The sequence below is a fragment of the Ensifer adhaerens genome (assembly GCF_020035535.1).
Taxonomy (GTDB): Bacteria; Pseudomonadota; Alphaproteobacteria; order Rhizobiales; family Rhizobiaceae; genus Ensifer.
In genome coordinates this window covers 578,323-601,397 of sequence record NZ_CP083351.1, presented here as the reverse complement: position 1 = coordinate 601,397, position 23,075 = coordinate 578,323, and the positions used below count along the sequence as shown (strand labels likewise).

Genomic DNA, 23,075 nt, shown 5'->3' with positions numbered 1-23,075 from the left:
ATTGTTGAATCTTGCTTAACCAGCGCGACTTTGCAGGCCGTCCTTCGTTAGCAGACAAAGCGGATCCCGTATCGGCGGCAGGTCGCCGTCCCAAACGCAGCTAAGGCGTTAACCGACATTGCTTTTTAGCAGACGACCTACCTCGACAGCCACCTGGTTTGGACTGAGTCCCGTGACACCGAAACGTTCGTATAAAGCTGCGACCATCGGATAGAGGTAGTCGGCCAGGCGGTCCGTTACCTCGGAGGCGGCAACCTCTGTCTCAAGCACTACTTCATCGCTTCGGGCGCCGCCGCCTTCAAGACGAAGGTCGCCAAAGGGATTGGCCCAACTGCGCAACACACGTCCTGCCAAACCTGTGTACAGGACACGAAATCTGATGGTGATCTCGGCGCCGTCATCCGCCATCAAATGGGCAAGGTTTGCCGCGTGCAGCAACGCTTCGCCCATCCGCCAAATCGGCAAAGAGGTATCGAAGATCGTGTGGGGCGGAAATGTCTCAACGCTGTCTTCTTGGTATCCTCGCATGGAGAACATTCGTCCAGTCGGAGAACCCCGCCAAAAATCACAGTGTGCAGGATCTGCCAGGGCCAAGCGGGTGGTCCCGTCGCCTTCAGGCCGAATCCAGCATTCGATGAGACCGTCCATTTCTCTCGGCAAGAATTCCTGCCGTTCTGACAACATAAGAAATACCGGCCAGCCCGTATGGCGCGTCTCGGCTTTCTTTAGGACGCGCTCGAATTCTCTCAAGGTGAACGCCTTCAGATCACCCTTCAGTTCGTAGTCAAATCTATACCAACCGTCGGGGAAGCGGCCGGGAGAACGGACTGGCAGTTTATCGACAAGACTTCGCCAGCGGGCAAATGCGTCGCTCACGAATGAGTCCTGGGCGCTTTCAGCGGAGGCCTCTTCGATCATGCCCACGGTCCGCAGAATATCGAAGGCTTTTGCCAATGTCAGGGTTGTTTCGCCCCTATCGAAGGAGGCCATGGTCGGAATGCTCACGCCGGAGAGAGCTGCATGCTCCTTCTGGGTTAGCCCTTCTGTCTTGCGCCGGCGCAGCGCTTCACTGACCAGAACTGACCAGTTCAGCGGGGGTACACCCCCAATATCCTCTGACATGAGTTGCTCACGATCTCTTCGTAGCTAGTTAGAAAACCTTCGCCGCCCTCGGCTTCGGGAGGGCGGATGATTGGAGCCGCCTTTACGACATTGCGTCTGAGTTCGGCGAATACGATGTCGACGACCCGATCGGGAAGCCCGATCGAGCGGCCAAATCTCCTGAAGTGGGCATCAGTCAAGACGTCGAGATTTATCTTGTCTCCCCCGAGCGACAGTGCCAACGTCTGGTCATATCCGTCGTAGATTGCAGTGTTCAGGACATCGTAGGCGGGAGAAAGCCGCAGTCCTGTCGACGTTTCCAAGAGCGAAAAATTCTTCAAATGGGCATCGCAATTCCCGACGATGGCAAAGGCGACGAGCCGTCGGAAGAAGCGAAGCAGATCGATCTGGGACCTCGTTGAGTACCTCTTGATCACCTCGGCGGCATCCTCATAGGACGCGTTATATTTTCCGGCGTAGTCAGCACCTCGTGGCACGCTCAGAATCTGAGCGAAATCCTCAAGCCTCAGTTTGCTTTGACCCTTGCGGTCAAAGCGCGTCACTATTAACGCCTGCTCACGGACAGCTGGCACGAAAGATAGCGCAAATTCGTTGACTTCTCCTTTGCCAAGGACAACTGCGGCCCACTGCAGGCTCAGATTTTCGTTTCGTACTAGGGTGGGCAGACGTTCGGAATTGAATTTCGCGATATAGGGAGCCGGTCCCGTTGCAGAGGCTGGTTCGAATCCGCCTGGCGTCTTGACGACCAGAAGTTTTTTCTGGTGTCCAGAAACAGTGCGGCCAGGGTTGGCCGTCGTGGGCGTCGCGTTCCCAAAATCGACAAGCTCCTCTGTTGGCACGACGCTCACCGCACCGATACAGTCACGCCCATAGCGAAGCAGTAGGCCAAAATCGTCATCCTCCACGATATGAGCCAATCGCGCTTGCTGCTCCCGCAGCCATCCCTCAGGCCCAAGATGTTGGAAGAAGGGATGCAGACCATTGATCCAATCGTGCTCCCGGCGTTCGCTCGAAAAACAGCAGGCAATGTCGCCCCTCCATTCCGCATCGTAGGAAAAACGCGTTCCGCCGCTCGCCGTTTCCGACAAGACGCCTACGTCCTCGTCTTTGAACAGGATTCTCGCAGCTCGTCCTTGTATAATTATAGCTTGCTCGTCCTTCCTTTTATCGCCAAAAGAGGGCTATAATGCGCTTTTGCTTTTTTGATATTTTAAATTTTCGCACAAGTCAAACTATAACGCGATTTTTGTGGGCTAGACACAACTTATGAAATTATGAATTCGTTACGTCACCTAGATTGAGCCAATTCGACAAAAACAAAGCATAATTTGATTAATCTCCATCATCAATCACTAGAGAAATCAAACTTTCATTTCTTGCCAGATTTCCGAGTGCTTACGATTCCCAATCGCGGCCCATCAAGCCGGTATTGTGCAGGGATGGAAAGGCGTCAATGCAATGAATGATCGGGCAAAGGCGCGATAATATTGGAAGCCACCAGGTGTCCATCAACAAGCTATAGGAGGCGGTGGGCGACCGCTTCCTGCACGGCATCGTTTTTACACGATCGCGACCGCGTGACGCCATTCGGCGAAAAAATTGCACGCTGCACCGCTTTCGGTCCTATGGACGATGTAACGTCGCGGAGGCCCAGCGGAGCGGTATCCGTGCAATCTCTTGGAAAAAAGGACCGCGCAGTAATACCTTGATGAGATCATTCCTTATCGGGCAATGGCGATGACGACGAAAGTTACAGCCAAAGGGCAAGTTACCATTCCAAAATCAGTGCGCGACCTCCTGGGAATTGTTCCTGGGAGCAAGGTTGATTTCCGCGGCGCGCAGGATGGGAGCATCGTTCTCGTCCACGACGCCAAAAAGCAGCAGCCCTGCCGCTTTTCCAAACTGCGGGGGCACGCAGGCGAAGGGCTGGACACTGACGCGATTATGGAACTCACCCGTGACGAGCCGTGATATTCGTCGACACAAACGTGCTTCTCGATGCCGCGACCGATGATCCGACATAGGCAAATAGGTCTGTAGCGCAGCTCGTCGGAGCCGACCGCGCCAACCGCCGGAACTACTCCCCATAGCCCGGCCGCCTGAAGGTTGAGCGGGCTGAATGTCGCGGGGCGAGCCTTTGCCAGCTTCAGAAAGATGACCGGGCCGTGCACCACCGGACGGGTGAGCCGGCAATCGGAATGGCCATCACCCCGACTGCTCGAAAGGTTCGCGCATGCGCCTACCGCTGCACCAAGGACCTTGCCTGTGCAAGAAAGCTTTCGAACTGCTCGTCCGGCACGAAAGATCCCCCCGTCGTCCAGAGGATGTGCGTCGCGCGTCCCATCTTGTCCCGCATACCGCGCTGCGCGCAGAACTCTTCGCCGCGCGGGTGGCGCAGGAGGAACTCGGGGCCGAACAAGGCCGCGGTTGCGGACGGCTCGAGGCGTAAACCCTCTGCCTCGTACGCAGACAGCAGCGCCTTCAACAAGTCGGCGTCGGGAGCAGTGTAGATGCCCGCCAACATTTCTCGCATGACGGTCGCAACGAACGCAGACATCCGCGCCACCGCCATCCCGTCAGCCTCGGTCTTGTTGGTAAGGCCGACGTCATAGACCGACACCAGTTCCTCGGAGCCCGACATCATATGCACCAACGCGCAAGGCGACTGGACGGGTTCGACGAAGAATGCATGGACATTGTCGCCGAAGACTGCTTTTGCCCCGAAGGTCACACCCCCTGGAGCGCCGCCGATGCCGCAAGGCAGATACAGAAACAAAGGGTTGTTTTCGTCGACAGTTACGCCCAGATCCTTCAACTGCTCAGCCAGTTCGTAGGCCGCGACGCTGTAGCCGAGGAATAGGTGTCGAGACTTTTCGTCGTCAACAAAGTAGATGGACGGATCCGCTTCCGCGACGACGCGCGCGTTCTCCACCGCAGTCGTGTAGTCGGCCTCATGTTTGATAACCTCGACACCGAGGCGAAGCAGGCGATCCACCTTCCACTGCTTCGCATCGAAGGACATGTGAACGGTTGCCTTGAAGCCCAGCGCCCGGGCGGCGATGCCCACGCTCAAGCCAAGGTTGCCGGTACTGCCGACGGCGATCGTGTATCCAGAAAAGAAGTCTCGCGCTTCGGCCCCGGCGAGTTTGCGGATGTCTCCCCCGTCGGCCAGCAGGCCATTTTGCCTCGCCAGTCCCTCGGCGAAAAGAAACACTTCGTAGACCCCTCCCCTTGCCTTGATGGAACCGGCCACGGGAAGCTCGCTGTCAGCCTTCATGAACAGGCGACCGTACTCCGGCGAGCCATATTCCAGCGCGTGTCGCAACGCCTTGAGCTCGAGCAGTTCGGATCGGATGACGCCGCCGGTGGCTTCGAGTTCTTCGAAACACGCTGCGAGCAGTGGAGCCAGTCTCTCCCAGTTCCGTTTGGCGTCCAGGACATCGGAAGGATTTACCGGTAAGTCTCCTCCGTCGATTGCGCCCGCCTTGTACTTCGGGTTCACCCATAGGGTCGGCCACGCCGAGGCCACTTCCTGGAGAAGTTGCGCGTTCGGTACTTCGACGGTCATCGCATTATCCTGTTGCCGATGGTTGATTGCCATGTGTTTCGCTCAGTGCTTCAGAACGCGGGCCAGGAAGGAGCGGGCACGGTCATTCTGCGGATCGTCGAAGAAGGTATCCGGCTTCGCGATCTCCAGGATTGAGCCCTGGTCGATGTAGACAACGCGGTCGCCGACCTCGCGGGCAAACCCCATCTCGTGGGTGACGATCATCATGGTCATGCCTTCAGCGGCGAGTTCGCGCATGACATCGAGGACCTCCCCCACCATTTCCGGATCCAGGGCGCTGGTTGGCTCATCGAAGAGCATCAGATGGGGTTCCATCGCCAGCGACCTGGCGATGGCCACGCGCTGTTGCTGGCCGCCCGACAATTGTCCCGGATACTTATGCGCATGCGCCTTCAGACCCACGCGCTCCAGGAGTTTGATCGCAGCCGCCTCGGCCTCTTCCTTGGATTTCTTCCGTACACGGATCGGCGCGATCGTAATGTTCTCGACGACTGTCTTGTGCGGAAAGAGGTTGAATTGCTGAAACACCATCCCCACGCCCTTGCGGATCTCCGCCAGTTCGCGCTCGCCTCCTAGTCTTCGGTCTTCGTCGACGGGCATGTGATAACCGTCGACCACGAGACTGCCGTGCTGGTACATCTCGAGGCCGTTCACACAACGGATAAGGGTCGACTTGCCGGAGCCGCTCGCCCCGAGAACAACCATTACCTCGCCGCGTGTCACTGTTAGGTCGATGTCCTTCAGCACGTGGTGCGTGCCGTAGAACTTGTTCATTTTTTTCATTTCAACGATGGTGGTCATCGCTTTCACTCCATGTTTGCCCGCTCAGCGACTGCCGACGGCCATATGTGCTTCGAGCTTGCGCGCGGCGTAGGTGATCATCGAGCCGGCGAGGAAATAGGTCAGAAGCAGGAAGGAATAGACTTCGTAGGTTCGGTCGCCGTACTGCGGGTTGGCGAGGATCATCTGGCCCGCTCGAAGGAAGTCGGTAAGGCCAATGATGAAGACGAGCGGCGCTGCATTGAAGATATCAAGCACGTTGCCAACAAGCGGAGGCACGACCACGCGCAGCGCCTGCGGAAGAACGATTGAACGGTTGATATCGAACTCACTCATGCCGAGGGAGCGTGCAGCCTCGGTCTGACCCTGTGGGACCGCCTGCAGTCCGCTCCTCACATATTCCGCGACATATGCGGAGTAGAAGATCGTGAAACCGATCATGCCGCGTGCGACATCTGCCAGGTTCCATCCCGTGGCCAGGACCGGCATCAGGATCCAGATCCAGTAGACGACCAGGATCAGCGGTAGAGATCGCATGATCTCGATGTAGCCCGTGCAGATCACGCGAACGCTCGAAAACCGACTGCGACGGCCGAACGCGAGCAGGATGCCGATTGGAAGTGACAGAACAGCGGTCACCAGCGTCAGCAATATACTGAGGAGCAACCCTCCCCACAGGCCAACGCCTGGAGGCGCCATCACGGCGAATATGGATATGAACCCGGTAAACGATGCAGGTAGCAGGACTTTGCGTGCCAGGGGCACATACGAGGTCAGCGCCCATCCGCACCCCAGGATCGCCACGACCAGAGCGGCAGGGCCGGAAACCTCCATTCCTTGTCCTGAAACCGCAAGCGCGAGCGGCGGGACTGCCAGAATAAAGGCATGGTGGACGCGGAAACTGAACACGCAGCCGAGTGCGGCCCCGAGAAGCGCACCGATGATCCCGACGGCCGTCCACGCACGCCAGACCTGATCGGCCGGGAAGATCCCGATCATCAGGACACGCATGCTCTGCGGGATGATATCCCACTGCGCGGTCGTAAATGCCCATGCAAGAGCCGAATATATGAGCCAGAGCGTCCCCGGGATGACGATCAGGGAAAGGAGCGCGTCGAACGGCTTGGCAAAGAGGTTATGGCGTGACCACTTGAAAGCGTATGCGATCATCTTTTTGCTCCCACGACGTTCAGACGCCTGTCGGCAAAGGAAACGACTGCACTGATCGTCCAACTCAAAAGCAGATACGACGCCATGACGATGACGATGCCTTCGAGGCTGTGGCCAGTCTGGTTGGCGACAGTGCCATAGATGTTGAAGAGGTCCGGATAGCCAATCGCGATCCCGAGCGCGGTGTTCTTGGTCAGGCTGATGTACTGATTTCCGAAGGACGGGAGCACGACACGAAACACCTGGGGTAGGATGATGTCGCTGATCGTGTCGCGACGGCTTAGACCGAGCGACCCGGCCGCTTCCCATTGACCTTTCGGGAGAGCGTCGATCGCCCCGCGGACAATCTCGGCGATATAGCACGCGCTGTTCACAACGATGGCCAACAGAAGTGCGGCCATCTCGGGGCTTAGACTTGTGCCGCCACTCGCCTGGAAGCGCGAAGCCACCGGATAATCGACCGACAACATGTCCGTTGCAAGCAGCACACCTATCATCACCGCGAGTGCAATCATACAGGCGCGTCGCATCTTGCCAACCGGATCGAAAACCGCTCCGGCAAACGCCAGCCAGGTGGCCGTCGCGAGCGCAATGGAAATCGGCGAGCCATCCCCGGCCCAGGAAAGAGAAGGAAAATGGAGGCCCTGCTGGCTGATAATGACGCCACCGTACCATTTGGCGGCGGAGGCGAGCGGTGGGAACTGCAAAACGACGGCGAAGTACCAGAAGACCAATTGGATCAGAAGCGGAGTGTTGCGGACGAACTCCACGATCCAGAAGCAGAGGTTCCTGACGACCCAGTTGGTCGAAAGGCGTCCGACCCCGAAGAGCGTGCCCAAGATCGTGCTGAAGACGATCGCGAGCACTGCCACCTTCGCCGTGTTGAAGATGCCCGTGACGAAGGCCGCACCGTTCGTCCTGTCGGACGTAAAGGCCTCGAACACCGGAAGGATCTCTTCCCCGAACGAAAGCGTCTTGCCTTCGCTGATGTCGAAGCCCGCCGTGTTGGCGAGGAACGCGAAGCTGAATTTGATGCCCTTTGCGGCAAGCCCTTCTTTCACGCAGTAGGCCAGGACACCAACCAGAGCGATCGCCAGGGCGATTATCGCGAACTGGATGGCGTCGTAGCGCAACCGGTTACGCAACCGCCGCGCCTGCTGTTGGTCACGATCGACGACACCGGGTGCCGCGCTCGTCTCATTGATGCTCATATCCGGGCTCCAAACGCCATTTCGGGCTGGAGCGGCAAATGCCGCGCCAGCCCGTTGTCAGGTTCAATTCCAGAGCGGGGAATAGATTGCGCCACCCTGGGTCCAAAGGGCGTTCGCCGTGCCCTTCCGGTCGAGATACATCCTGGTGTTGGGACCGAGATTGCGATCGTAGATCTCGCCATAGTTGCCGACGGCCTTGATCGACTGAGCTACGAAGTCGTCGGCAAGGCCGAAGTCCTTGCCGTAGCCGCCGCCAACGCCCAGGAGCTTTTGAACGAAGGGATCTTCGCTCTTGAGCTTTTCGTCGAGATTGTTCTGGGTGATGGCGGACTCTTCCGCTTGGAAGAGACCGTAATGGACCCAACGCAAAGCATTGCGCCATTTGGAGTCGTTTGCGACCACAAAGCCACCGAACGGCGACTTGTCGAGGGTGTCGGGGAGGATCAGATAATCGGCAGGCTTCGGCGAATTGCCAGCCCAAGCCGCAAGCGCGGATTTATCCGTGCTCATGGCGTTGCAGCGGCCGGAGTTCAGTGCTGCAAAGAGTTTTTCGAGGTTCTCATAGGTCAATACCTTTGAGGTCGTCCAGCCGCGAGCCTTGAAGGCATTGGTAAGGACCATCTCGGTGGAGGAGCCCTGCGTCGTGCAGATCGTCGCGCCCTCGAGGTCGCTGAACTGCGTCACCCCGGAATCGACCTTCACCATCACGCCGTTGCCGTCGTAGAAGTTGATCGGCAGGAAATCGATCGCGATGGCGGATTCGCGCGCCGGCTTGATCGTCGTGTGGGCGAAGACGACGTCGACCTGATTGGTAAGCACCGCGTCGAAGCGGCTCTTGTCCGTCACGGTGATGAACTTGACCTTCGACACGTCGCCCAGAACTGCGGCCGCGACGGCTTTGCAGAAGTCGACGTCCAGTCCCTCCATCTGGCCGGTCGTGGTGTTCAGATAGCCGAATCCGGGCGCGGTATTGTCGGTGCCGCAGTTCAGGACGCCTCGCTGCTTCACCGTATCCAGGACGGATGCGGAAGCGCTTGTCGCTGCGAGAGCCAGCCCGGCGAATACCCCGGCTGCGAGTGCTTTCATGAATTTCATTTCAGTTCCCCTTTCGGACGCTCTGACGGGTTGTGGGGCCTAAAGACGGAGCACTGGCGGGGACTGATTTCGATGTCGGCCGCAGCGGCTATTGCCGTTCTGAAGCAAAAAATGTTCCCGCCGGTTCGCCGGTGTCGCTAAAGCCCCATCGATCGGCAGGGGGACGATAAGGGGTCGATTCGTTTAAATCTACTTAATTTCCCTTGATCATTACATAAGCAAAACTGATGAATGAAATGCGCCAAGGCGAGGCGCAACCGCCCCGAGACTACCCAGGCGTGTCTATCTTAGGATCGAACGGGATCTTGCTCGGCAAAGAGCAGTAACGTAGCCAGGAGTCGGACGTGAGCGCGGCGGTGAGCGCTACGAGCACGGCCGATCGCCCGATGAAGGCAGGCCAAAGCTCAAGGGCTCAACACCCTATGGTTTGCTTGAAATGATGGTCAGCCCGCGCCCTACTTGCGCGTAATCTGCTCAATGAAGACCTGCATGGCAGGGCTCCGCTTCTCTGCTTTGCGAAAAGCCAGGAAGATCTTGCGGCGGATTTCTGGAACGACCTTGCAGACCCAGACATCCTCCAGGTCATGGCTGGCCCGAAGGCCCGGTAGCATCGAGATGCCGTAATTCTGCCGGATGAGAGCGATCGTTACCTCGAACCCTTTGCAACGCGCGACGATATTGGGCTTGAAGCCGGCGGCCTGGCAGGCATCGGCAAGCATCGTGTTGTAGGTGTCCGATGCGGTGTCGATGGCCCAGCGCTCGTTTCGCAGTTCCTTGAGTTTGACTGTCGGCTTTTCGGCCAGCTTATGGTCCTTCGATACCATGACGTTGAACACATCCTCCATCAAATAGATGGTTTCAATGTTGGGGTCCAAAGCGCCCGTTGGCATGTTGAGGTCGTCAATGATGGCTACATCGGTCTGCCAGCTTCTGAGTGCGGCCACGCTTTCCGCAGGCTCCATTTCATCGAACTGGACGGTGAGGTGCGGGTGCATTTCGGCAAGCTGATGGACCACTCGCGGGATCAATGCGGCCGCAACTGACGGGAAAGCCGCCACCCGCAACTCGCCCGAGATCACGCTTTTCAGTTCCGAGATATCGGCTCGCGCAGACTCGATTTCTGACAGAATGTTCCCGGCGCGATCGACAAGCTTCTGCCCGGCAAGCGTCATGACGACGCCGCGCCCCCGGCGCTCAATCAGTTTGATGCCCACCTCTTCCTCAAGGAGTGCAATCTGTTGCGACACCGCGGACGGGGAAACATAAAGAGCCTCGGCCACAGCCGCCATTGTCTTTCGGATCGAGAGTTCCCTGAGAGCCCGCAGACGCCCAATGTCCATGCCATCCTCCCGTTCCGACGCTCAATTGTTTAGCATATCTGATGGTATATGCAAATATTATTAACTTTTTCTGGATTGTGACGCCGACTAGTTTGCCCTCCAACGAAATGGATACCCGATATTGGAGAGGAACAATGGAAAACGTCGCAAAGGCATTTTTCGAAACGCACGTCGAAGAGCGCGATCCGCTCGTTGCAAACGCTCTTGCCAACGAGCGTCATCGCCAACAGAACCAGATCGAGCTTATCGCGTCGGAGAACATCGTCAGCCGTGCGGTCCTCGATGCACTTGGCCATGAGATGACCAACAAGACGCTCGAGGGTTACCCCGGCAATCGCTTCCACGGTGGCGGCGAATTCGTGGACGTGGTCGAGCAGGCTGCCATCGACCGCGCCAAGGAACTCTTCGGATGTGCCTATGCCAACGTCCAGCCGCATTCCGGCACGCAGGCAAACCTGGCGGTCTTCTTCCTGCTGATGACCCCTGGCGACAAGGTTCTTTCCCTCGACCTTGCTGCAGGCGGCCACCTTTCACACGGCATGAAGGCTAACCTGTCGGGTCGATGGTTCGAGGCACACAACTACAATGTGAACGCTCAGAACGAAGTCATTGACTATGACGAAATGGAGCGCGTCGCAGAAGAGGTGCGCCCGAAGCTCTTGATTACCGGCGGCTCGGCGTACCCACGTGAACTCGACTTCGAGCGCATGTCGAAGATCGCCAAGAAGGTCGGTGCGTACTTCATGGTGGACATGGCCCATATCGCAGGTCTGGTGGCAGGGGGTGCGCACCCCTCCCCGTTCCCGCATGCCGATATCGTCACATGCACAACGACGAAGACACTGCGTGGTCCGCGCGGCGGCCTCATTCTGACAAACAACGAAGAATGGTTCAAGAAGCTGCAAGCTGCCGTCTTCCCGGGCGTCCAGGGATCACTTCACAGCAACGTCCTTGCGGCAAAGGCGATCTGCCTGGGTGAGGCACTGCGAGATGATTTCAAAGTCTACGCCCACCAGGTCAAGGCAAATGCCAGGGTACTTGCAGAAACGCTCGCCGATCGCGGCGTCCGGATCGTGTCGGGCGGCACTGATACGCACATCGTGTTGCTCGATCTTTCCAGCAAAGGCCTCAATGGCAAGCAGGTCGAGGTAGCGTTGGCTCGTGCCAACATCACCTCGAACAAAAACCCGATCCCAGGCGACAGCCCTCGCCCGCCCGAATGGGTCGGTATGCGTCTTGGCACGTCGGCGGCGACCACTCGAGGCCTGAAGGAAGAGGAGTTCAAGGCGCTCGGCAAAGTGATTGCTGATCTCATTGACGCTGAAGCCGCTGGAAAGATTGACGAAGTCGTTGGTAATGCGAAGGCGGTCGTCGCCGACCTCACCCACCGCTTCCCGGTCTACGGACACTGAGCTCCACCCACCGACGCTCCGAATTCCTGACGCATGCCGCGCGAGCAGAATGCACCGCGCGGCATGGTCATACTCAGGCGTCGCGATGTCCCGAACCGGTCGACAGGAGAGCAACGAGATGGGAATGGATAGATTTCACCGCGCTGAGGTGATCGACGGAAAGACCTTTGCGAACGGCCTTTTGAAAAGCATCGAGACTGACGTCGCCTTGCTTCTGGCAGAGACCGGTGCTGCCCCGGGCCTCGCTGTCGTGCTCGTGGGCGACGACCCGGCGAGCGCCGTCTATGTTGCGTCCAAACATCGCCAGACCGTTGCGGCGGGCATGAAATCGTTCGAACACCGACTGCCGGCAGATACCACTCAGGACCAGCTCATGGCACTGATCGGCGCATTGAACCAGGACCCTCAGGTTCACGGGATCCTGGTGCAGTTGCCGCTGCCGCGTCATCTTGACCCCAACTTAGTCATTCAGGCGATCAACCCCGACAAGGACGTTGACGGCTTTCACATCTCCAACGCCGGGCGGCTCGCGACAGGCCAGCCTGCCTTGATCCCCTGCACGCCACTTGGCTGCATGATGCTCCTCCATGATCGACTGGGGGCGGATTTGGCTGGATTGAACGCGGTCGTACTAGGCAAGTCCAACATCGTTGGCAAACCAATGGCGCAACTCCTGATGAGCGCCAATTGCACTGTGACAGTCGCCCATTCAAAGACGAGGAATACGGCCGAGCTTTGCCGCGCCGCCGACATTCTGGTCGTGGCCGTTGGAAGACCGGGGCTCGTTCGCGGAGAATGGATCAAGCCAGGGGCCGTAGTCATCGATGTCGGCATCAACCGTATCGTCGAAGACGGGAAATCCAGGATCGTCGGAGATGTCGCTTACGCCGAGGCGGGGCATGCCGCGGCCATCACCCCCGTCCCTGGAGGCGTTGGCCCGATGACGATCGCCTGCCTCCTGTCCAACACACTCACAGCTTTTCGCCGCCAACAAGGCCTCGTTGCATAAATCGCCAAGAACGGTACCCATCACATGACCAGCACCAAGCCTCGATACGCGCTGCGCGTAGCCTGCCCTTCCATTCGCGGGGTAACGGCCGCGATTGCGTCCTATCTCTCCGAAAATGGCTGCAATATCTCCGACAGTGCCCAGTTCGACGACGCAGACACCGGACGCTACTTCATGCGCGTCAGCTTCCAGCCTGAAGAAGGGCACAGCCTCGACCAACTCCGCGAGGGGTTCGCGCAGATCGCGGCCAGATACCAGGCTGACGCCGAGTTCTTCGACGAAAGCGCAAAGAAGAAGGTGATCCTGATGGTTTCACGCTTCGGCCACTGCCTGAACGACCTCCTTTATCGCTGGCGCATCGGCGCGCTGCCGATCGACATCGTTGGCGTGATCTCCAATCATCTGGACTATCAACGCGTTGTCGTGAACCACGACATACCGTTTCACTGCATCAAGGTGACCAAGGATAACAAGCCGGCAGCCGAAGCCGAGCAAATGCAAATCGTTGAAGATTGCGGTGCCGAACTTGTCGTGTTGGCGCGCTACATGCAGGTTCTCTCAGACGAGATGTGTTCGCGGATGTCGGGCAGGATCATCAACATCCATCACTCATTCCTCCCGAGCTTCAAGGGTGCGAACCCTTACAAGCAGGCATTCGAGCGCGGCGTGAAACTCATCGGCGCCACGTCTCACTATGTCACTGCCGACCTCGACGAAGGCCCGATCATCGAACAGGACACCGTGCGTGTGACCCATGCTCAAAGTGCCGAGGACTACGTCAGCCTCGGCCGCGACGTGGAAAGCCAGGTGCTCGCTCGCGCGATCCACGCGCATATCCATGGCCGCGTCTTCATCAACGGGAACAAGGCTGTGGTCTTCCCACCTTCGCCAGGCTCGTACGCCTCGGAACGGATGGGCTGAACCAAGCCCCGCGGAAGAAGGTTCCCAGGTGCACCCCTTGGTCGGCGATCGGGCCAAGGGACTTTTGAGAGTATCACGCTGACTGGCCAGCGGGCAGAGGTGCACCAACCTCAGCCCGTGGCGTCAGAGGCGCGGCCGGCGATTGGCAAAGCCCAGCCTAGTCCAGCCATCGCTGGCAAACGGAGTCATTTCGACTTGCACATCGCGGCCACCTGCGACCCATTTGCTGGCCATGTCAGGTTGATCGTCTCCGCCAGAGCAAAGACCCGCTCCTGAATACCGATGGTGCGTCGTCTTGCGTGCGCCCAATCCACGTCAAGCATGACACCGTCGGCTTTCGCTCGACGTCCGCTGACCCCGACACTGTCGATGTCTTCCATCGGGGCGAAATTCAGCACGCGATCGGTACGCAAACGGGAGGAGGTCAGCGCGCTTGCCGACGGTGACCGAGCCCGTGACGTCCCCAGCCCAAGCGCCTTGGCGGACCGATCCGGCGTCTACGCCCAAACCCACGCCATCGCACTTTCGGATCACGGCGAACACCGGGTCATCGATGCCTGACTTCGCCGCAGGAGCGCAAGAACGTTCTAAAAACAGGCATTCTGGACAAGAAACTAGAGCGCAATAGCAGCAATATCGAAAAACCAGACCCGCAACCGATCAGATCAGGGAGAAGCCGATGATCCTGGCAATCAAGCCACCGTTCCGCAGCCTTCTGATCTCGCGCGCGCATGCTTTCTGCCCGCAGCCAGCTCGCTGATCGGTGCGTTATGTCCGATGGACTTTCCCTTGCGAGCGCTTGGCCGCCTTCTTGCCTCGTGCTGCATGCTTGCTCCTGCGCCTCGCCCACGGACGGACAATCTCTTTGTCACGATGGATCACTAGATGAAGATCCGACCACTCGCCGGCAGCTTCAGAGACAAGGAGGAATCATGAGCCCACCCGACGCACGTTCCTCGGCGCAGCCTCGTCGCTTGCCCTGCCTGCTCTCTTTTCGTCGGCCCGCACCGCCGGCGCCCAACAGTCCGGAGACACCACGATGACGCCCGACCTCATTCTCCACAACGGCCTTGTCACGATGCTCGACCGCGCCAATCCGACTGCCACCGCCGTTGCCATCGCCGACGGCCTCATTCTTTCGGTCGGTGACGACCGGACGAAAGAACCAGCGATCCGCTTTCTGTGACTGTTCTTCAAACCAGGCGTTGGAGCGTCTGGCTTTCATCTGAACCGAGGTGCTCCAGGTCACATCACTTCACGTCGATTGTTGCAATATTCGCAACTCCATCGAAATTCTTATTGCACTTGTTCGGCGCAATCCGACCCGATACTCCTGTTTTCACCAGACAAGTTCACCACAGACTGGCGAAGACAGACACCGACACCCTTCTTCCCAACCAGCTCAAAGAGGAGATATCCCATGGCCAAACTCGAAGTCCTGACCCCGCAGAACAGCCAGCTGATCTTCATCGACCAGCAGCCGCAGATGGCCTTCGGCGTGCAGTCGATCGATCGCCAGGTGCTGAAGAACAACGTCGTCGGTCTCGCCAAGGCCGCCAAGGTCTTCAACATCCCGACGACGATCACCACCGTCGAGACCACGTCCTTCTCCGGCCACACCTATCCCGAACTGCTCGCCGTCTTCCCGGAAAACGACATTCTCGAGCGCACCTCGATGAACTCCTGGGACGATCAGAACGTCCGCGATGCGCTGGCGAAGAATGCCGCCAACGGTCGCAAGAAGATCGTCGTCTCCGGCCTGTGGACCGAAGTCTGCAACACCACCTTCGCGCTCTCGGCCCTCAATGATGTACCGGATTACGAGATCTACATGGTGGCCGACGCCTCCGGCGGCACCTCGGTCGATGCGCACAAATACGCCATGGACCGCATGGTCCAGGCCGGCGTCATCCCGGTGACCTGGCAGCAGGTCCTGCTCGAATGGCAGCGCGACTGGGCCCGCAAGGAAACCTACAATGCCGTCACCTCGCTGGTGAAGGAGCACTCGGGCGCCTATGGCATGGGCATCGATTACGCCGTCACCATGGTTCACAACGGCGAAGAGCGCACCCACCACGGCAAGACCATCGGACCGAACCCGGCAAAGTAAGTATCATCGGTTCCCCTGGGCTGTCGCCCTGGGGAACCGCATCGCCTGTCAAAATTCGTTTTCAAGGGGCGTACCGCGGAACGTTCGCTTCACGCCCGGCGGTACGATATCAGCATCGACCGTTGCGTTGTCGCTGCAGTCGTTGCTCTCGTTGCCAGGGCGCGCAATCAACTAGGGGAGCGGCATTCGATGCTCACGATACTTCGCGGGAAAAGCAACTCGCTGGCGCTGGCCTTCATTTCCGGCTTCGCCGACGCACTCTTCTTCATTCACTTGGGCGGTCTTTTTGTCGGGCTCGTCACCGGCAATGCCGTGCTCCTCGGGCTGGGCCTGGTCGGACACGAGAAAGGCGGCTTGCGTGGTCTCCAGATCATGTCGTTCCCCCTCTTCATGGTGGGCGCAGGATTGGCGGCAATCATGGTCGCCTGGATCAAGCCTCTCGAGCGGGCAACGTTCTGGACGCTCATCATCGCGGCCGTTGCATTCGCGACGTCCGCCCTTCTGGCAATCTTCGATGCCGGACCGCTGTCGGCTTGTGCGTTGCTCGCCGTCACCGCGATGGGAATGCTGACGGCGATAGAACGTCTCGACCCGAGACTCGGCCCACCATTTTCGCTCATGACGGGCAACATCGCCGGCCTTGCGGTCGCCACGGCCCGTCGCGTCATTGGCTACAGCGAGAAGCCGGAGGAATGGGGGCAGTCGCTGACGTCGTTCATCCTGGTGTTCGGCTTTGTGATGGGGTGTGCTGCCGGCGCGTTGGCGCAAGTCACCGTGGGTGTTGCAGGAATGCTCTTTCCCGCCTTCTTGTTGCTTCTCGTCGGGTTCTTCTATTCACCGCAAGAAACGAAGAAGCCCGGCTGAACCGTGGCATCCGTCGCCTTCCCCCCCCTGCAATCGCGATCTCAAGAGGAGGCCTGCCTTGTCTGCGATAGCCGCCTTTAGCCTCGCCCCGCGCGATCGCGACGAGGCCAGCCGCAGCTCGACTTCGCTCGAGTTGATGTTCGATCTTGCGACCGTCGTGGCGGTGGGTGCCGCCGCTCACAGCCTGGCGCAGGACATCGAGGCCGGCGCATCCGGACCCGGTCTCATACGCTTCGCCTGCAGCTTCTTCATGGCCTGGCTGGCTTGGGCGAACTACACATGGTTTGCCTCGGGCTATGACAACAAGTCTGCCGCCTTTCGTGTGCTGACGATGGTCATCATGTTCGGATCGCTTACCCTTGCCGGCGGGATAAGAAGCGGCCTTGGCGATCAGCCCCATTGGCTCGTCCTCATCGGTTTCAGCATCATGCGCCTCGGCATGATCGCCCTTTGGCTCGGCGCGGCGAATGGCGATCGGCAGGCCCGCCCGGCGGCCCTGCGTTACGCGGCCGGGATCGGCGCCATGCAGGTCTACTGGAACACCCTGATCGTCACAGTTTCGCCGGAAGCGCCGCTCTACTTCCCGCTCTTTGCACTCGGCGCCGCCGGCGAACTGGCCATACCGCTTTTGGCCGAGCGCGGGACCGCGAGCAACTGGCACCATGGTCACATCATTGATCGCTACAACTCGTTCAACATCATCGTCCTTGGTGAATGTTTTGCTGCCATCGCCTTGATCATCTCAGATCCGGCGACGCCCGAGCTCAGACATTTCTGGTGGGCGACGCTCTGCTCCATCATCGCATTTTCGATGTGGGGATTGTATTTTGACCGCAACGAACAGCTGCTTGGCCGTGAAGCTCGCACCGTTCTGACCTGGGCCTACGGCCACTGTCTGCTTTTCGCAGCCGGATCGGCGACGGCCGCCGGTTTTGTCGTGTTTCTAAGCGCTGCCCGCAACGCGACCGTTTCGCAACAGCTCGCCGCTCTCGCCTTCTGCATCCCGATCGCGATCTACCTGACCGCCCTTTGGCTCGTCCGCGACCGGGCATCCAGGCATGGCTCGATGCATTGGCTTCTCCTGGTGGTCGCAGCGCTCGTGCTCGCAAGCGGGGCGTTTGCCTCCCACGCTCTGGAAATGAACGCAGCTTTGCTGGCGTTCGCTGTCACGATACGCCGTCGCCTATATCCGGCACCCTTTCGCGACGGCAGCGAACACAACTGACAATCCGCGAACGGCAAAGTAGGCTGGAGACAATGATGGGGGATCAAAGGCCGATGTCGTTGTCAGCGACCATTTTTGTGCGCTATCCGGGATTTCGATCCGCAATCATGCCGCTCCTTTTGGCGTCCAGTCTCCTTACCGCATGCGTCGCCGGGCCTGAGCGTGTCTCCGTTCCGGCAGAACAGGCCTCGACTGTTAAAATCGATGAGGTGGACCTTGCCCGCTTCTGGGGAGACGAGGTCACGCCCACGTTGCGCTCGCTCATTACACAACAGTACGCACAGACGCAGACTGCTGTTCGATCAGGGCATCGGCCGTCCACCGCCACAGACCATGTCGACTTTCTTGCGATTTCGGGCGGCGGCGCCGACGGTGCGTTTGCTGCAGGATACCTGACGGGCTGGACCGAGCGAGGCAATCGACCGCAGTTCGAGGTTGTGACAGGGGTCAGCACCGGCGCCTTGGCCGCCCCCTTTGCTTTTCTTGGTCCGGGTCATGACAACGAATTGCGCGAAGTTTTCACGCAGTACGGTGACCGCGACATCTATCGAAATCTCGGGCTGTTCGGCGTGATGGGCCGAGGCCTCTATGACAATTCGCCGTTGCGGCAGTTGATCGGCCGCTATCTCACCGAAAAAATGGTCGAAGAAATCGCAGCGCAATACCACATTGGCCGCCGTCTTTTGATCCAAACCACCAACATCGATGCCCAGCGTCCCGTCGTTTGGGACCTGTCCGCAATCGCCGCCAGCGCACGCGCCGATCGTCGAGAACGCATGATCGACATCCTGTTGGCGTCCGCCGCCATACCCGCGGTATTCCCACCGGTCCGCATCGATGTGAGGCTGGACGGTCAAGTCAGGCAGGAATTGCATGTCGATGGCGGGACGGTGGCGCAGCTCTTCTTCGCCCCGCCCAATATCGAGCTCTCGGGTTATGAGAAGCGCTACTTTGGTCATGCCCGGTCGCGAACGCTCTATCTGATCCGCAACGGGCGATTGACGCCCGAATATACCGAGACGGAAGAAACGGCGCTCGGGATCGCCCGCCGCTCGATCGAGACCTTGATCAAGTATCAGACGATATCCGATTTGACGCGCTTGCAGCTACAAACGACGGCCGCGCGCGGTCAGCTCTATTACGCGTCTATCCCCGATCGTTTCACACTGAGATCGAAATCCGAGTTCGATCGAAACTACATGCAAAAGCTTTTTGCTGTCGGAAACGAAGAGGGACGTCTTGCGCGCTGGCGCAAGCAGCCGCCGCCTACGCCGGTGCAGGCGGCCGAAGGGCGCAATCCTGGCTGATGTTTTGCGCCGATAAATGCCACGCTCGCTGGGCAGTTCCTGAGCCTGCGGGGGTCATCGGAAGAAGAGAAACTGAACCAGCATTCCGAGCGTGAGCGCGACGGCCAGAACCCCCACCGCGACGATCAGCGTATGGTTGTTCCGCAACTTCCTAGCTAGCCAAAGATAACGGGCAAGCCAACAAGGCACACACTGAGGTACCAGCTCGGCTGGCGCTCGAAGCGCCCGTTCGCGCCCATTGTTGCCGAGATCCGCGCGGCTGCAGCCATGAAGTCATGGCTCTATGGCCGGCGGACACAGCGAAAACCGATATGGGTTGTCGCCGCGTTCTCCTCCTGGGGATGGCGTGCTTGAGGGCGGTAACGACGGCAGTAGTTTGGTGCGCAGAGATGCGATCCGCCTTTGATCACCCGCCTTGCGGCCCTGATGTCGGGCCGTGCCGGATCGCGGCTTGCCTCGGCGCTGCCACCGCGCGGGTTGACCGGAACGCAGCAAGCCTTTTCGGCCGGGGCGGAATGGCGTGTCGTCCAATAGTCGCTCGTCCACTCCCAGACATTGCCGATCATATCGTAGAGGCCGTAAGCATTCGGCGGGAAGCTGCCGACTGGCGAGGTCCGCTCGAACCCGTCGCTTTTGAGATTTTCAGTCGGAAACATGCCGTGCCAGGTATTGGCCATGCAGCGGCCGTTTGGGATGAATTCGTCCCCCCAAGCAAACTCCTTGCCTTCGAGGCCGCCCTTGGCTGCAATTTCCCACTCCGCCTCCGTCGGCAGGTCCCTTTCCGCCCAAACGGCGTAGGCCATGGCGTCGGCATAGGCGATCTGGACGACCGGATGGTCGAGCTTGCCACGCAGGTTGCTCAGGCCCCCATAGGGCCGACGCCAGTTCGCACCGAACTTGAATTTCCACCATTGCGATGGATCGCGACCGGAGACCCGCTTCGGTGGGTCAAAGACCACCGACCCCGGCTTTAGCATTTCGGGCGGCGCGCCGGGATAATCTTGTGGATTGGACGCCTTTTCGGCGAGCGTAACATAACCGGTAACCTCCACGAATGCGGCAAACTGCCGGTTCGTCACCGGTGCCACGTCGATCCAGAAACCATCGACCTTCACCGGATGGGCAGGAGCTTCCTCGGGATAATGATGGTCCGAGCCCATGAGGAAGCTGCCCCCGTCGATCCAGACCTGTTCGGGAGCGCTGACCTGCATCCTTATTCGACCGACAGCCGGTCGGTCAGGCGAGACATTCATGCGTCACCTCACCCTGATGCCGGGCCAAGACGATCCGAAAAGCCTGAGCACGCTCTCAGTTCAGCTGGACCGTCAGCTTGTCGATCGTCCCGGTGAAGGCGAACGGCACCTGGTAGTCCTTGTCATCGACACCGGTGCGCGTATCCATGCCGACATCGAAGGTCTCGTCCCATGGCATCAGGGCGGGGACAGTGTGCGGGATGTTCTGGCTGGCGACCTCCTTGCCATCCACCTTGAGAATGCCCGTACCGCCGCTGCCCATGGTGTGGCTGTCCGATGTGAAGCCGAACTCGATCGTATGCTTACCGGCGGCCAGCGTGTCGGGGCCCTCCCAGCGGAAGCGCTCGATGTCCACGAAATTGTAGAGGAACACCGGCTTTTGCTTCAGGATGTATAGGCCGAAGCCGCCAAAACGGCCGCCGGTGGTCACGAGCATGCCGTCCGCGCCATTCGCCGGGATCTCGATCTCAGCCGTGATCGTGTAGGACTTGTTCAGGACGTTCGGAGCATTGCCACCGGGCACGCCGGAAACGACGCCTGAATAGGTGAACAGCTTGCGCCCCGCGGTCGCGCTCGGCCGCGGTGTCATGAGGCGCTCCAGGATCGAGTTGTCGAGCGGGAATACGTTGTACTTTGCGGCTTCCAGCAGGAACAGTTCCTGCATCTGATGCAGCTTGTCCGGATTGCTCTGAGCAAGGTCGTTGGCCTGCGAATAGTCCTCTTTGAGATTATAGAGCTCCCACTTGTAGCCATTGACCACTTCCGGCATTGGCGCTTTGCCCATCAGCCAAGGTGCTGCCGGCGGAGTGGTACAGGCGTACCAGCCGTCGTTGTAAATGCCGCGGTTGCCGAACATCTCGAAGTATTGCGTGTGGCGCGTCGAGGGCGCGTCGGCGTTGGCCTTATCCCACGTGTAGGCCATGCTGACGCCTTCGATCGGTTTCTGCGCCACGCCGTTGACCATGGCTGGCGCCGGAATCCCGGTCGCCTCGAGGATCGTCGGAACGATGTCGATCATGTGGTGGAACTGGGTACGAATGCCGCCTGCGTCCTTGATGCGGGCGGGCCACGCCATTGCCATGCCTTGCCGCGTACCGCCGAAATGCGAGGCGATCTGCTTAGTCCATTTGAACGGTGTGTCGAAGGCCCATGACCACGCTACCGACATGTGTGGGTAGGTCTGGTCGGAACCCCAGGCATCATAGAATTTCAACTGGTCGGCGACAGGGATCTCCATGCCCTCGATAGTGATCACCTCGCTCGGAGTGCCGAGCGTGCTCCCTTCCGCGCTCGTGCCGTTGTCGCCCTCGATATAGATGACGAGCGTGTTGTCCAGCTTGCCCATGTCGTCTACCGCCTGGATGACGCGGCCGATCTCATTGTCGGAATAGGCGACGTAAGCTGCAAACACCTCGGCCTGGCGGGCAAACAGCTTCTTGCTGTCGGCGTCGAGCGTGTCCCATTTCGGCAGGTCATCGGGCCAGGCGGTAAGCTGCGTATCTTGCGGGATGACGCCAAGACGCTTCTGGTTCGCGAAGATCTGGTCGCGCACGGCATTCCAGCCCATGTCGAACTTGCCCTTGAACTTCTCGATCCATTCCGGCGTGGGATGGTGCGGCGCATGCGTGGCGCCGGGTACGTAGTAGACGAAGAAGGGCTTGTCGGGCGCAGCCGCGTTCAACTGCTTGATGTAGTTGATAGCGTTGTCGGCCTCGTCGGTAATCAAGTTGTAACCGGGCTTTCCGACCCATGGAAATATCTGCGTGTGATCCTGAAAGAGATAGGGCTCCCACTGGTTGCTATCGCCGCCCATAAAGCCATAGAAGTAGTCGAAGCCCATGCCCGACGGCCATTGGTCGAAGGGACCGGCGCTGCTGTACTGGAATGACGGCGTGTTGTGGTTCTTGCCAAACCATGAGGTGGAATAGCCGTTCTGTTTCAGAATGTTGCCAATCGTTGCGTTGTCCACGCCCAGAACCGAGTCATATCCTGGATAGCCGGTCGCCTGCTCGGAAATCACACCGAATCCGGTCGAATGATGGTTGCGTCCGGTGATCAGCGCTGCCCGCGACGGCGAACAGAGTGCGGTTGAGTGGAACTGCGTGTAGCGCAGGCCCATCTGCGCCACGCGATCAAGCGCCGGTGTCGGGATGACGCCGCCGAACGTGCCGGCAACCCCGTAGCCGGCATCGTCCGTCATGATCAAAAGGATATTGGGTGCGCCCTTGGGTGGGACGATCTGCGGCGGCCAATACGGTTTTGAGTCCTTTGCGCTCAGCCCGATCTCGCCGCCGAAGGTCGCTGGTGGGTTGGGGAGGTAGCGTCCATCGACGGTCGTCGTGGCGTCCGGTGCGCCCGGTGTGCCGGTGATTTGTTGTGCGTTTGCAGCCCAGGCTGAACACGTCAGAGCCGCCGCGGCGACCTGGGTCAAAAGAGCCAATTTCATTCGCATGGTGCACTCCCTGGTCGCTACCATCAGATCGAAACGGTCACATCAGCATGAATTGAGGGGAACTTCAGTCGAACGAGTACATCAGAAAGTATTAGCTGGAGCCTAGGCCCAACTAACTCCACAAAGGCCAAACAGAATTAGCAACAATGATATACTGTGGCGGGGACATACTCTGCATCTGCGCCATCACTCCACCCACGCCATTAACATTAGCATGGGCTTAGCGGTGCGGCCAA

The 23,075-nt window shown here is 59.2% G+C and carries 20 protein-coding genes; 9 read left to right on the top strand and 11 right to left on the bottom strand.

Translation table 11 applies throughout. The annotated features are described in order from the left end of the window. Nucleotides 1–108: 108 nt before the first annotated feature. Nucleotides 109–1,122, bottom strand: coding sequence for a transcriptional regulator (locus LAC81_RS37520; RefSeq protein ID WP_223730624.1), 1,014 nt, complete (start codon nt 1,120–1,122; stop codon nt 109–111). Continuing rightward, the gene (locus LAC81_RS37515; RefSeq protein ID WP_223731070.1) at nt 1,089–2,237 is read right to left on the bottom strand and encodes a type II toxin-antitoxin system HipA family toxin; all 1,149 of its coding nucleotides are present in this window, start codon (nt 2,235–2,237) and stop codon (nt 1,089–1,091) included. The genes LAC81_RS37520 and LAC81_RS37515 overlap by 34 nt, the downstream gene beginning before the upstream one ends. 622 nt (nt 2,238–2,859) lie before the next feature. On the opposite strand from LAC81_RS37515, the gene LAC81_RS37510 reads away from it, so the two are divergent. After that, the gene (locus LAC81_RS37510) at nt 2,860–3,093 is read left to right on the top strand and encodes an AbrB/MazE/SpoVT family DNA-binding domain-containing protein (protein WP_223730623.1); all 234 of its coding nucleotides are present in this window, start codon (nt 2,860–2,862) and stop codon (nt 3,091–3,093) included. A 268-nt stretch (nt 3,094–3,361) separates the two neighbouring features. On the opposite strand, the gene LAC81_RS37505 is transcribed toward LAC81_RS37510, so the two are convergent. The 6 genes from LAC81_RS37505 to LAC81_RS37480 all read right to left on the bottom strand — a co-directional run bounded on the left by LAC81_RS37505 (nt 3,362) and on the right by LAC81_RS37480 (nt 10,286). After that, nucleotides 3,362–4,690, bottom strand: a complete 1,329-nt coding sequence (locus tag LAC81_RS37505) for a D-serine ammonia-lyase (RefSeq protein ID WP_223730622.1) — start codon at nt 4,688–4,690, stop codon at nt 3,362–3,364. Between the two features lie 42 nt (nt 4,691–4,732). Beyond that, the gene (locus tag LAC81_RS37500) at nt 4,733–5,491 is read right to left on the bottom strand and encodes an amino acid ABC transporter ATP-binding protein (RefSeq protein ID WP_273700267.1); all 759 of its coding nucleotides are present in this window, start codon (nt 5,489–5,491) and stop codon (nt 4,733–4,735) included. A gap of 24 nt (nt 5,492–5,515) precedes the next feature. Next, nucleotides 5,516–6,640, bottom strand: coding sequence for an amino acid ABC transporter permease (locus LAC81_RS37495; protein ID WP_223730621.1), 1,125 nt, complete (start codon nt 6,638–6,640; stop codon nt 5,516–5,518). Then, a complete protein-coding gene (locus tag LAC81_RS37490) occupies nt 6,637–7,851 on the bottom strand; it encodes an ABC transporter permease subunit (RefSeq protein WP_223730620.1) in 1,215 nt (404 codons plus the stop codon). The genes LAC81_RS37495 and LAC81_RS37490 overlap by 4 nt, the downstream gene beginning before the upstream one ends. 63 nt (nt 7,852–7,914) lie before the next feature. Continuing rightward, nucleotides 7,915–8,946, bottom strand: coding sequence for a transporter substrate-binding domain-containing protein (locus tag LAC81_RS37485; protein WP_223730619.1), 1,032 nt, complete (start codon nt 8,944–8,946; stop codon nt 7,915–7,917). Nucleotides 8,947–9,401: 455 nt separating this feature from the next. Then, entirely contained in the window at nt 9,402–10,286 is an 885-nt protein-coding gene (locus LAC81_RS37480; protein WP_113535905.1) for a LysR substrate-binding domain-containing protein, read from the bottom strand. A gap of 134 nt (nt 10,287–10,420) precedes the next feature. On the opposite strand from LAC81_RS37480, the gene glyA reads away from it, so the two are divergent. The 3 genes from glyA (at nt 10,421) to purU (ending at nt 13,628) form a co-directional block, all read left to right on the top strand. Continuing rightward, nucleotides 10,421–11,698, top strand: coding sequence for a serine hydroxymethyltransferase (gene glyA, locus LAC81_RS37475; RefSeq protein ID WP_113535906.1), 1,278 nt, complete (start codon nt 10,421–10,423; stop codon nt 11,696–11,698). Between the two features lie 118 nt (nt 11,699–11,816). Then, nucleotides 11,817–12,707 carry a bifunctional methylenetetrahydrofolate dehydrogenase/methenyltetrahydrofolate cyclohydrolase FolD gene (gene folD, locus LAC81_RS37470; RefSeq protein WP_113535907.1) on the top strand — a complete coding sequence of 297 codons (891 nt, stop codon included), beginning with the start codon at nt 11,817–11,819 and terminating at the stop codon, nt 12,705–12,707. 24 nt (nt 12,708–12,731) lie between these two features. Beyond that, nucleotides 12,732–13,628: a formyltetrahydrofolate deformylase gene (gene purU, locus LAC81_RS37465; protein ID WP_223730618.1), complete on the top strand. Its 897-nt coding sequence runs from the start codon at nt 12,732–12,734 to the stop codon at nt 13,626–13,628. A gap of 185 nt (nt 13,629–13,813) precedes the next feature. On the opposite strand, the gene LAC81_RS37460 is transcribed toward purU, so the two are convergent. After that, nucleotides 13,814–14,008 carry a hypothetical protein gene (locus tag LAC81_RS37460; protein ID WP_223730617.1) on the bottom strand — a complete coding sequence of 65 codons (195 nt, stop codon included), beginning with the start codon at nt 14,006–14,008 and terminating at the stop codon, nt 13,814–13,816. Nucleotides 14,009–14,667: 659 nt separating this feature from the next. Here LAC81_RS37460 and LAC81_RS37455 point away from each other — a divergent pair. The 5 genes from LAC81_RS37455 (at nt 14,668) to LAC81_RS37435 (ending at nt 19,134) form a co-directional block, all read left to right on the top strand. Continuing rightward, entirely contained in the window at nt 14,668–14,814 is a 147-nt protein-coding gene (locus tag LAC81_RS37455; protein ID WP_162768613.1) for a hypothetical protein, read from the top strand. 234 nt (nt 14,815–15,048) lie between these two features. Then, nucleotides 15,049–15,738, top strand: coding sequence for a hydrolase (locus LAC81_RS37450; RefSeq protein WP_223730616.1), 690 nt, complete (start codon nt 15,049–15,051; stop codon nt 15,736–15,738). A gap of 189 nt (nt 15,739–15,927) precedes the next feature. Continuing rightward, entirely contained in the window at nt 15,928–16,602 is a 675-nt protein-coding gene (locus LAC81_RS37445; protein WP_223730615.1) for a YoaK family protein, read from the top strand. Nucleotides 16,603–16,660: 58 nt separating this feature from the next. After that, nucleotides 16,661–17,827 (top strand): low temperature requirement protein A, encoded by a 1,167-nt coding sequence (locus LAC81_RS37440; protein ID WP_223730614.1) that lies wholly within the window; start codon nt 16,661–16,663, stop codon nt 17,825–17,827. Between the two features lie 53 nt (nt 17,828–17,880). Beyond that, entirely contained in the window at nt 17,881–19,134 is a 1,254-nt protein-coding gene (locus tag LAC81_RS37435; protein WP_223730613.1) for a patatin-like phospholipase family protein, read from the top strand. A gap of 281 nt (nt 19,135–19,415) precedes the next feature. Here the strand turns inward: LAC81_RS37435 and LAC81_RS37430 are convergent, their stop codons facing one another. Both LAC81_RS37430 and LAC81_RS37425 read right to left on the bottom strand, forming a co-directional pair. Continuing rightward, a complete protein-coding gene (locus tag LAC81_RS37430; RefSeq protein WP_419195923.1) occupies nt 19,416–20,387 on the bottom strand; it encodes a formylglycine-generating enzyme family protein in 972 nt (323 codons plus the stop codon). A gap of 55 nt (nt 20,388–20,442) precedes the next feature. Next, nucleotides 20,443–22,833: an arylsulfatase gene (locus tag LAC81_RS37425; protein WP_223731067.1), complete on the bottom strand. Its 2,391-nt coding sequence runs from the start codon at nt 22,831–22,833 to the stop codon at nt 20,443–20,445. Nucleotides 22,834–23,075: the final 242 nt, after the last annotated feature.

Excerpts from the sequence above, each read along its gene's own strand:
- LAC81_RS37455 (WP_162768613.1), top strand. The coding sequence starts at position 14,668 with ATGACGCCCGACCTCATTCTCCACAACGGCCTTGTCACGATGCTCGAC.
- LAC81_RS37480 (WP_113535905.1), bottom strand. The coding sequence starts at position 10,286 with ATGGACATTGGGCGTCTGCGGGCTCTCAGGGAACTCTCGATCCGAAAG.
- LAC81_RS37485 (WP_223730619.1), bottom strand. The coding sequence starts at position 8,946 with ATGAAATTCATGAAAGCACTCGCAGCCGGGGTATTCGCCGGGCTGGCT.
- LAC81_RS37495 (WP_223730621.1), bottom strand. The coding sequence starts at position 6,640 with ATGATCGCATACGCTTTCAAGTGGTCACGCCATAACCTCTTTGCCAAG.
- glyA (WP_113535906.1), top strand. The coding sequence starts at position 10,421 with ATGGAAAACGTCGCAAAGGCATTTTTCGAAACGCACGTCGAAGAGCGC.
- LAC81_RS37445 (WP_223730615.1), top strand. The coding sequence starts at position 15,928 with ATGCTCACGATACTTCGCGGGAAAAGCAACTCGCTGGCGCTGGCCTTC.
- LAC81_RS37460 (WP_223730617.1), bottom strand. The coding sequence starts at position 14,008 with ATGGAAGACATCGACAGTGTCGGGGTCAGCGGACGTCGAGCGAAAGCC.
- LAC81_RS37435 (WP_223730613.1), top strand. The coding sequence starts at position 17,881 with ATGTCGTTGTCAGCGACCATTTTTGTGCGCTATCCGGGATTTCGATCC.
- folD (WP_113535907.1), top strand. The coding sequence starts at position 11,817 with ATGGGAATGGATAGATTTCACCGCGCTGAGGTGATCGACGGAAAGACC.
- LAC81_RS37520 (WP_223730624.1), bottom strand. The coding sequence starts at position 1,122 with ATGTCAGAGGATATTGGGGGTGTACCCCCGCTGAACTGGTCAGTTCTG.
- LAC81_RS37430 (WP_419195923.1), bottom strand. The coding sequence starts at position 20,387 with ATGAATGTCTCGCCTGACCGACCGGCTGTCGGTCGAATAAGGATGCAG.
- LAC81_RS37450 (WP_223730616.1), top strand. The coding sequence starts at position 15,049 with ATGGCCAAACTCGAAGTCCTGACCCCGCAGAACAGCCAGCTGATCTTC.
- purU (WP_223730618.1), top strand. The coding sequence starts at position 12,732 with ATGACCAGCACCAAGCCTCGATACGCGCTGCGCGTAGCCTGCCCTTCC.
- LAC81_RS37505 (WP_223730622.1), bottom strand. The coding sequence starts at position 4,690 with ATGACCGTCGAAGTACCGAACGCGCAACTTCTCCAGGAAGTGGCCTCG.
- LAC81_RS37490 (WP_223730620.1), bottom strand. The coding sequence starts at position 7,851 with ATGAGCATCAATGAGACGAGCGCGGCACCCGGTGTCGTCGATCGTGAC.
- LAC81_RS37425 (WP_223731067.1), bottom strand. The coding sequence starts at position 22,833 with ATGAAATTGGCTCTTTTGACCCAGGTCGCCGCGGCGGCTCTGACGTGT.
- LAC81_RS37500 (WP_273700267.1), bottom strand. The coding sequence starts at position 5,491 with ATGACCACCATCGTTGAAATGAAAAAAATGAACAAGTTCTACGGCACG.
- LAC81_RS37510 (WP_223730623.1), top strand. The coding sequence starts at position 2,860 with ATGACGACGAAAGTTACAGCCAAAGGGCAAGTTACCATTCCAAAATCA.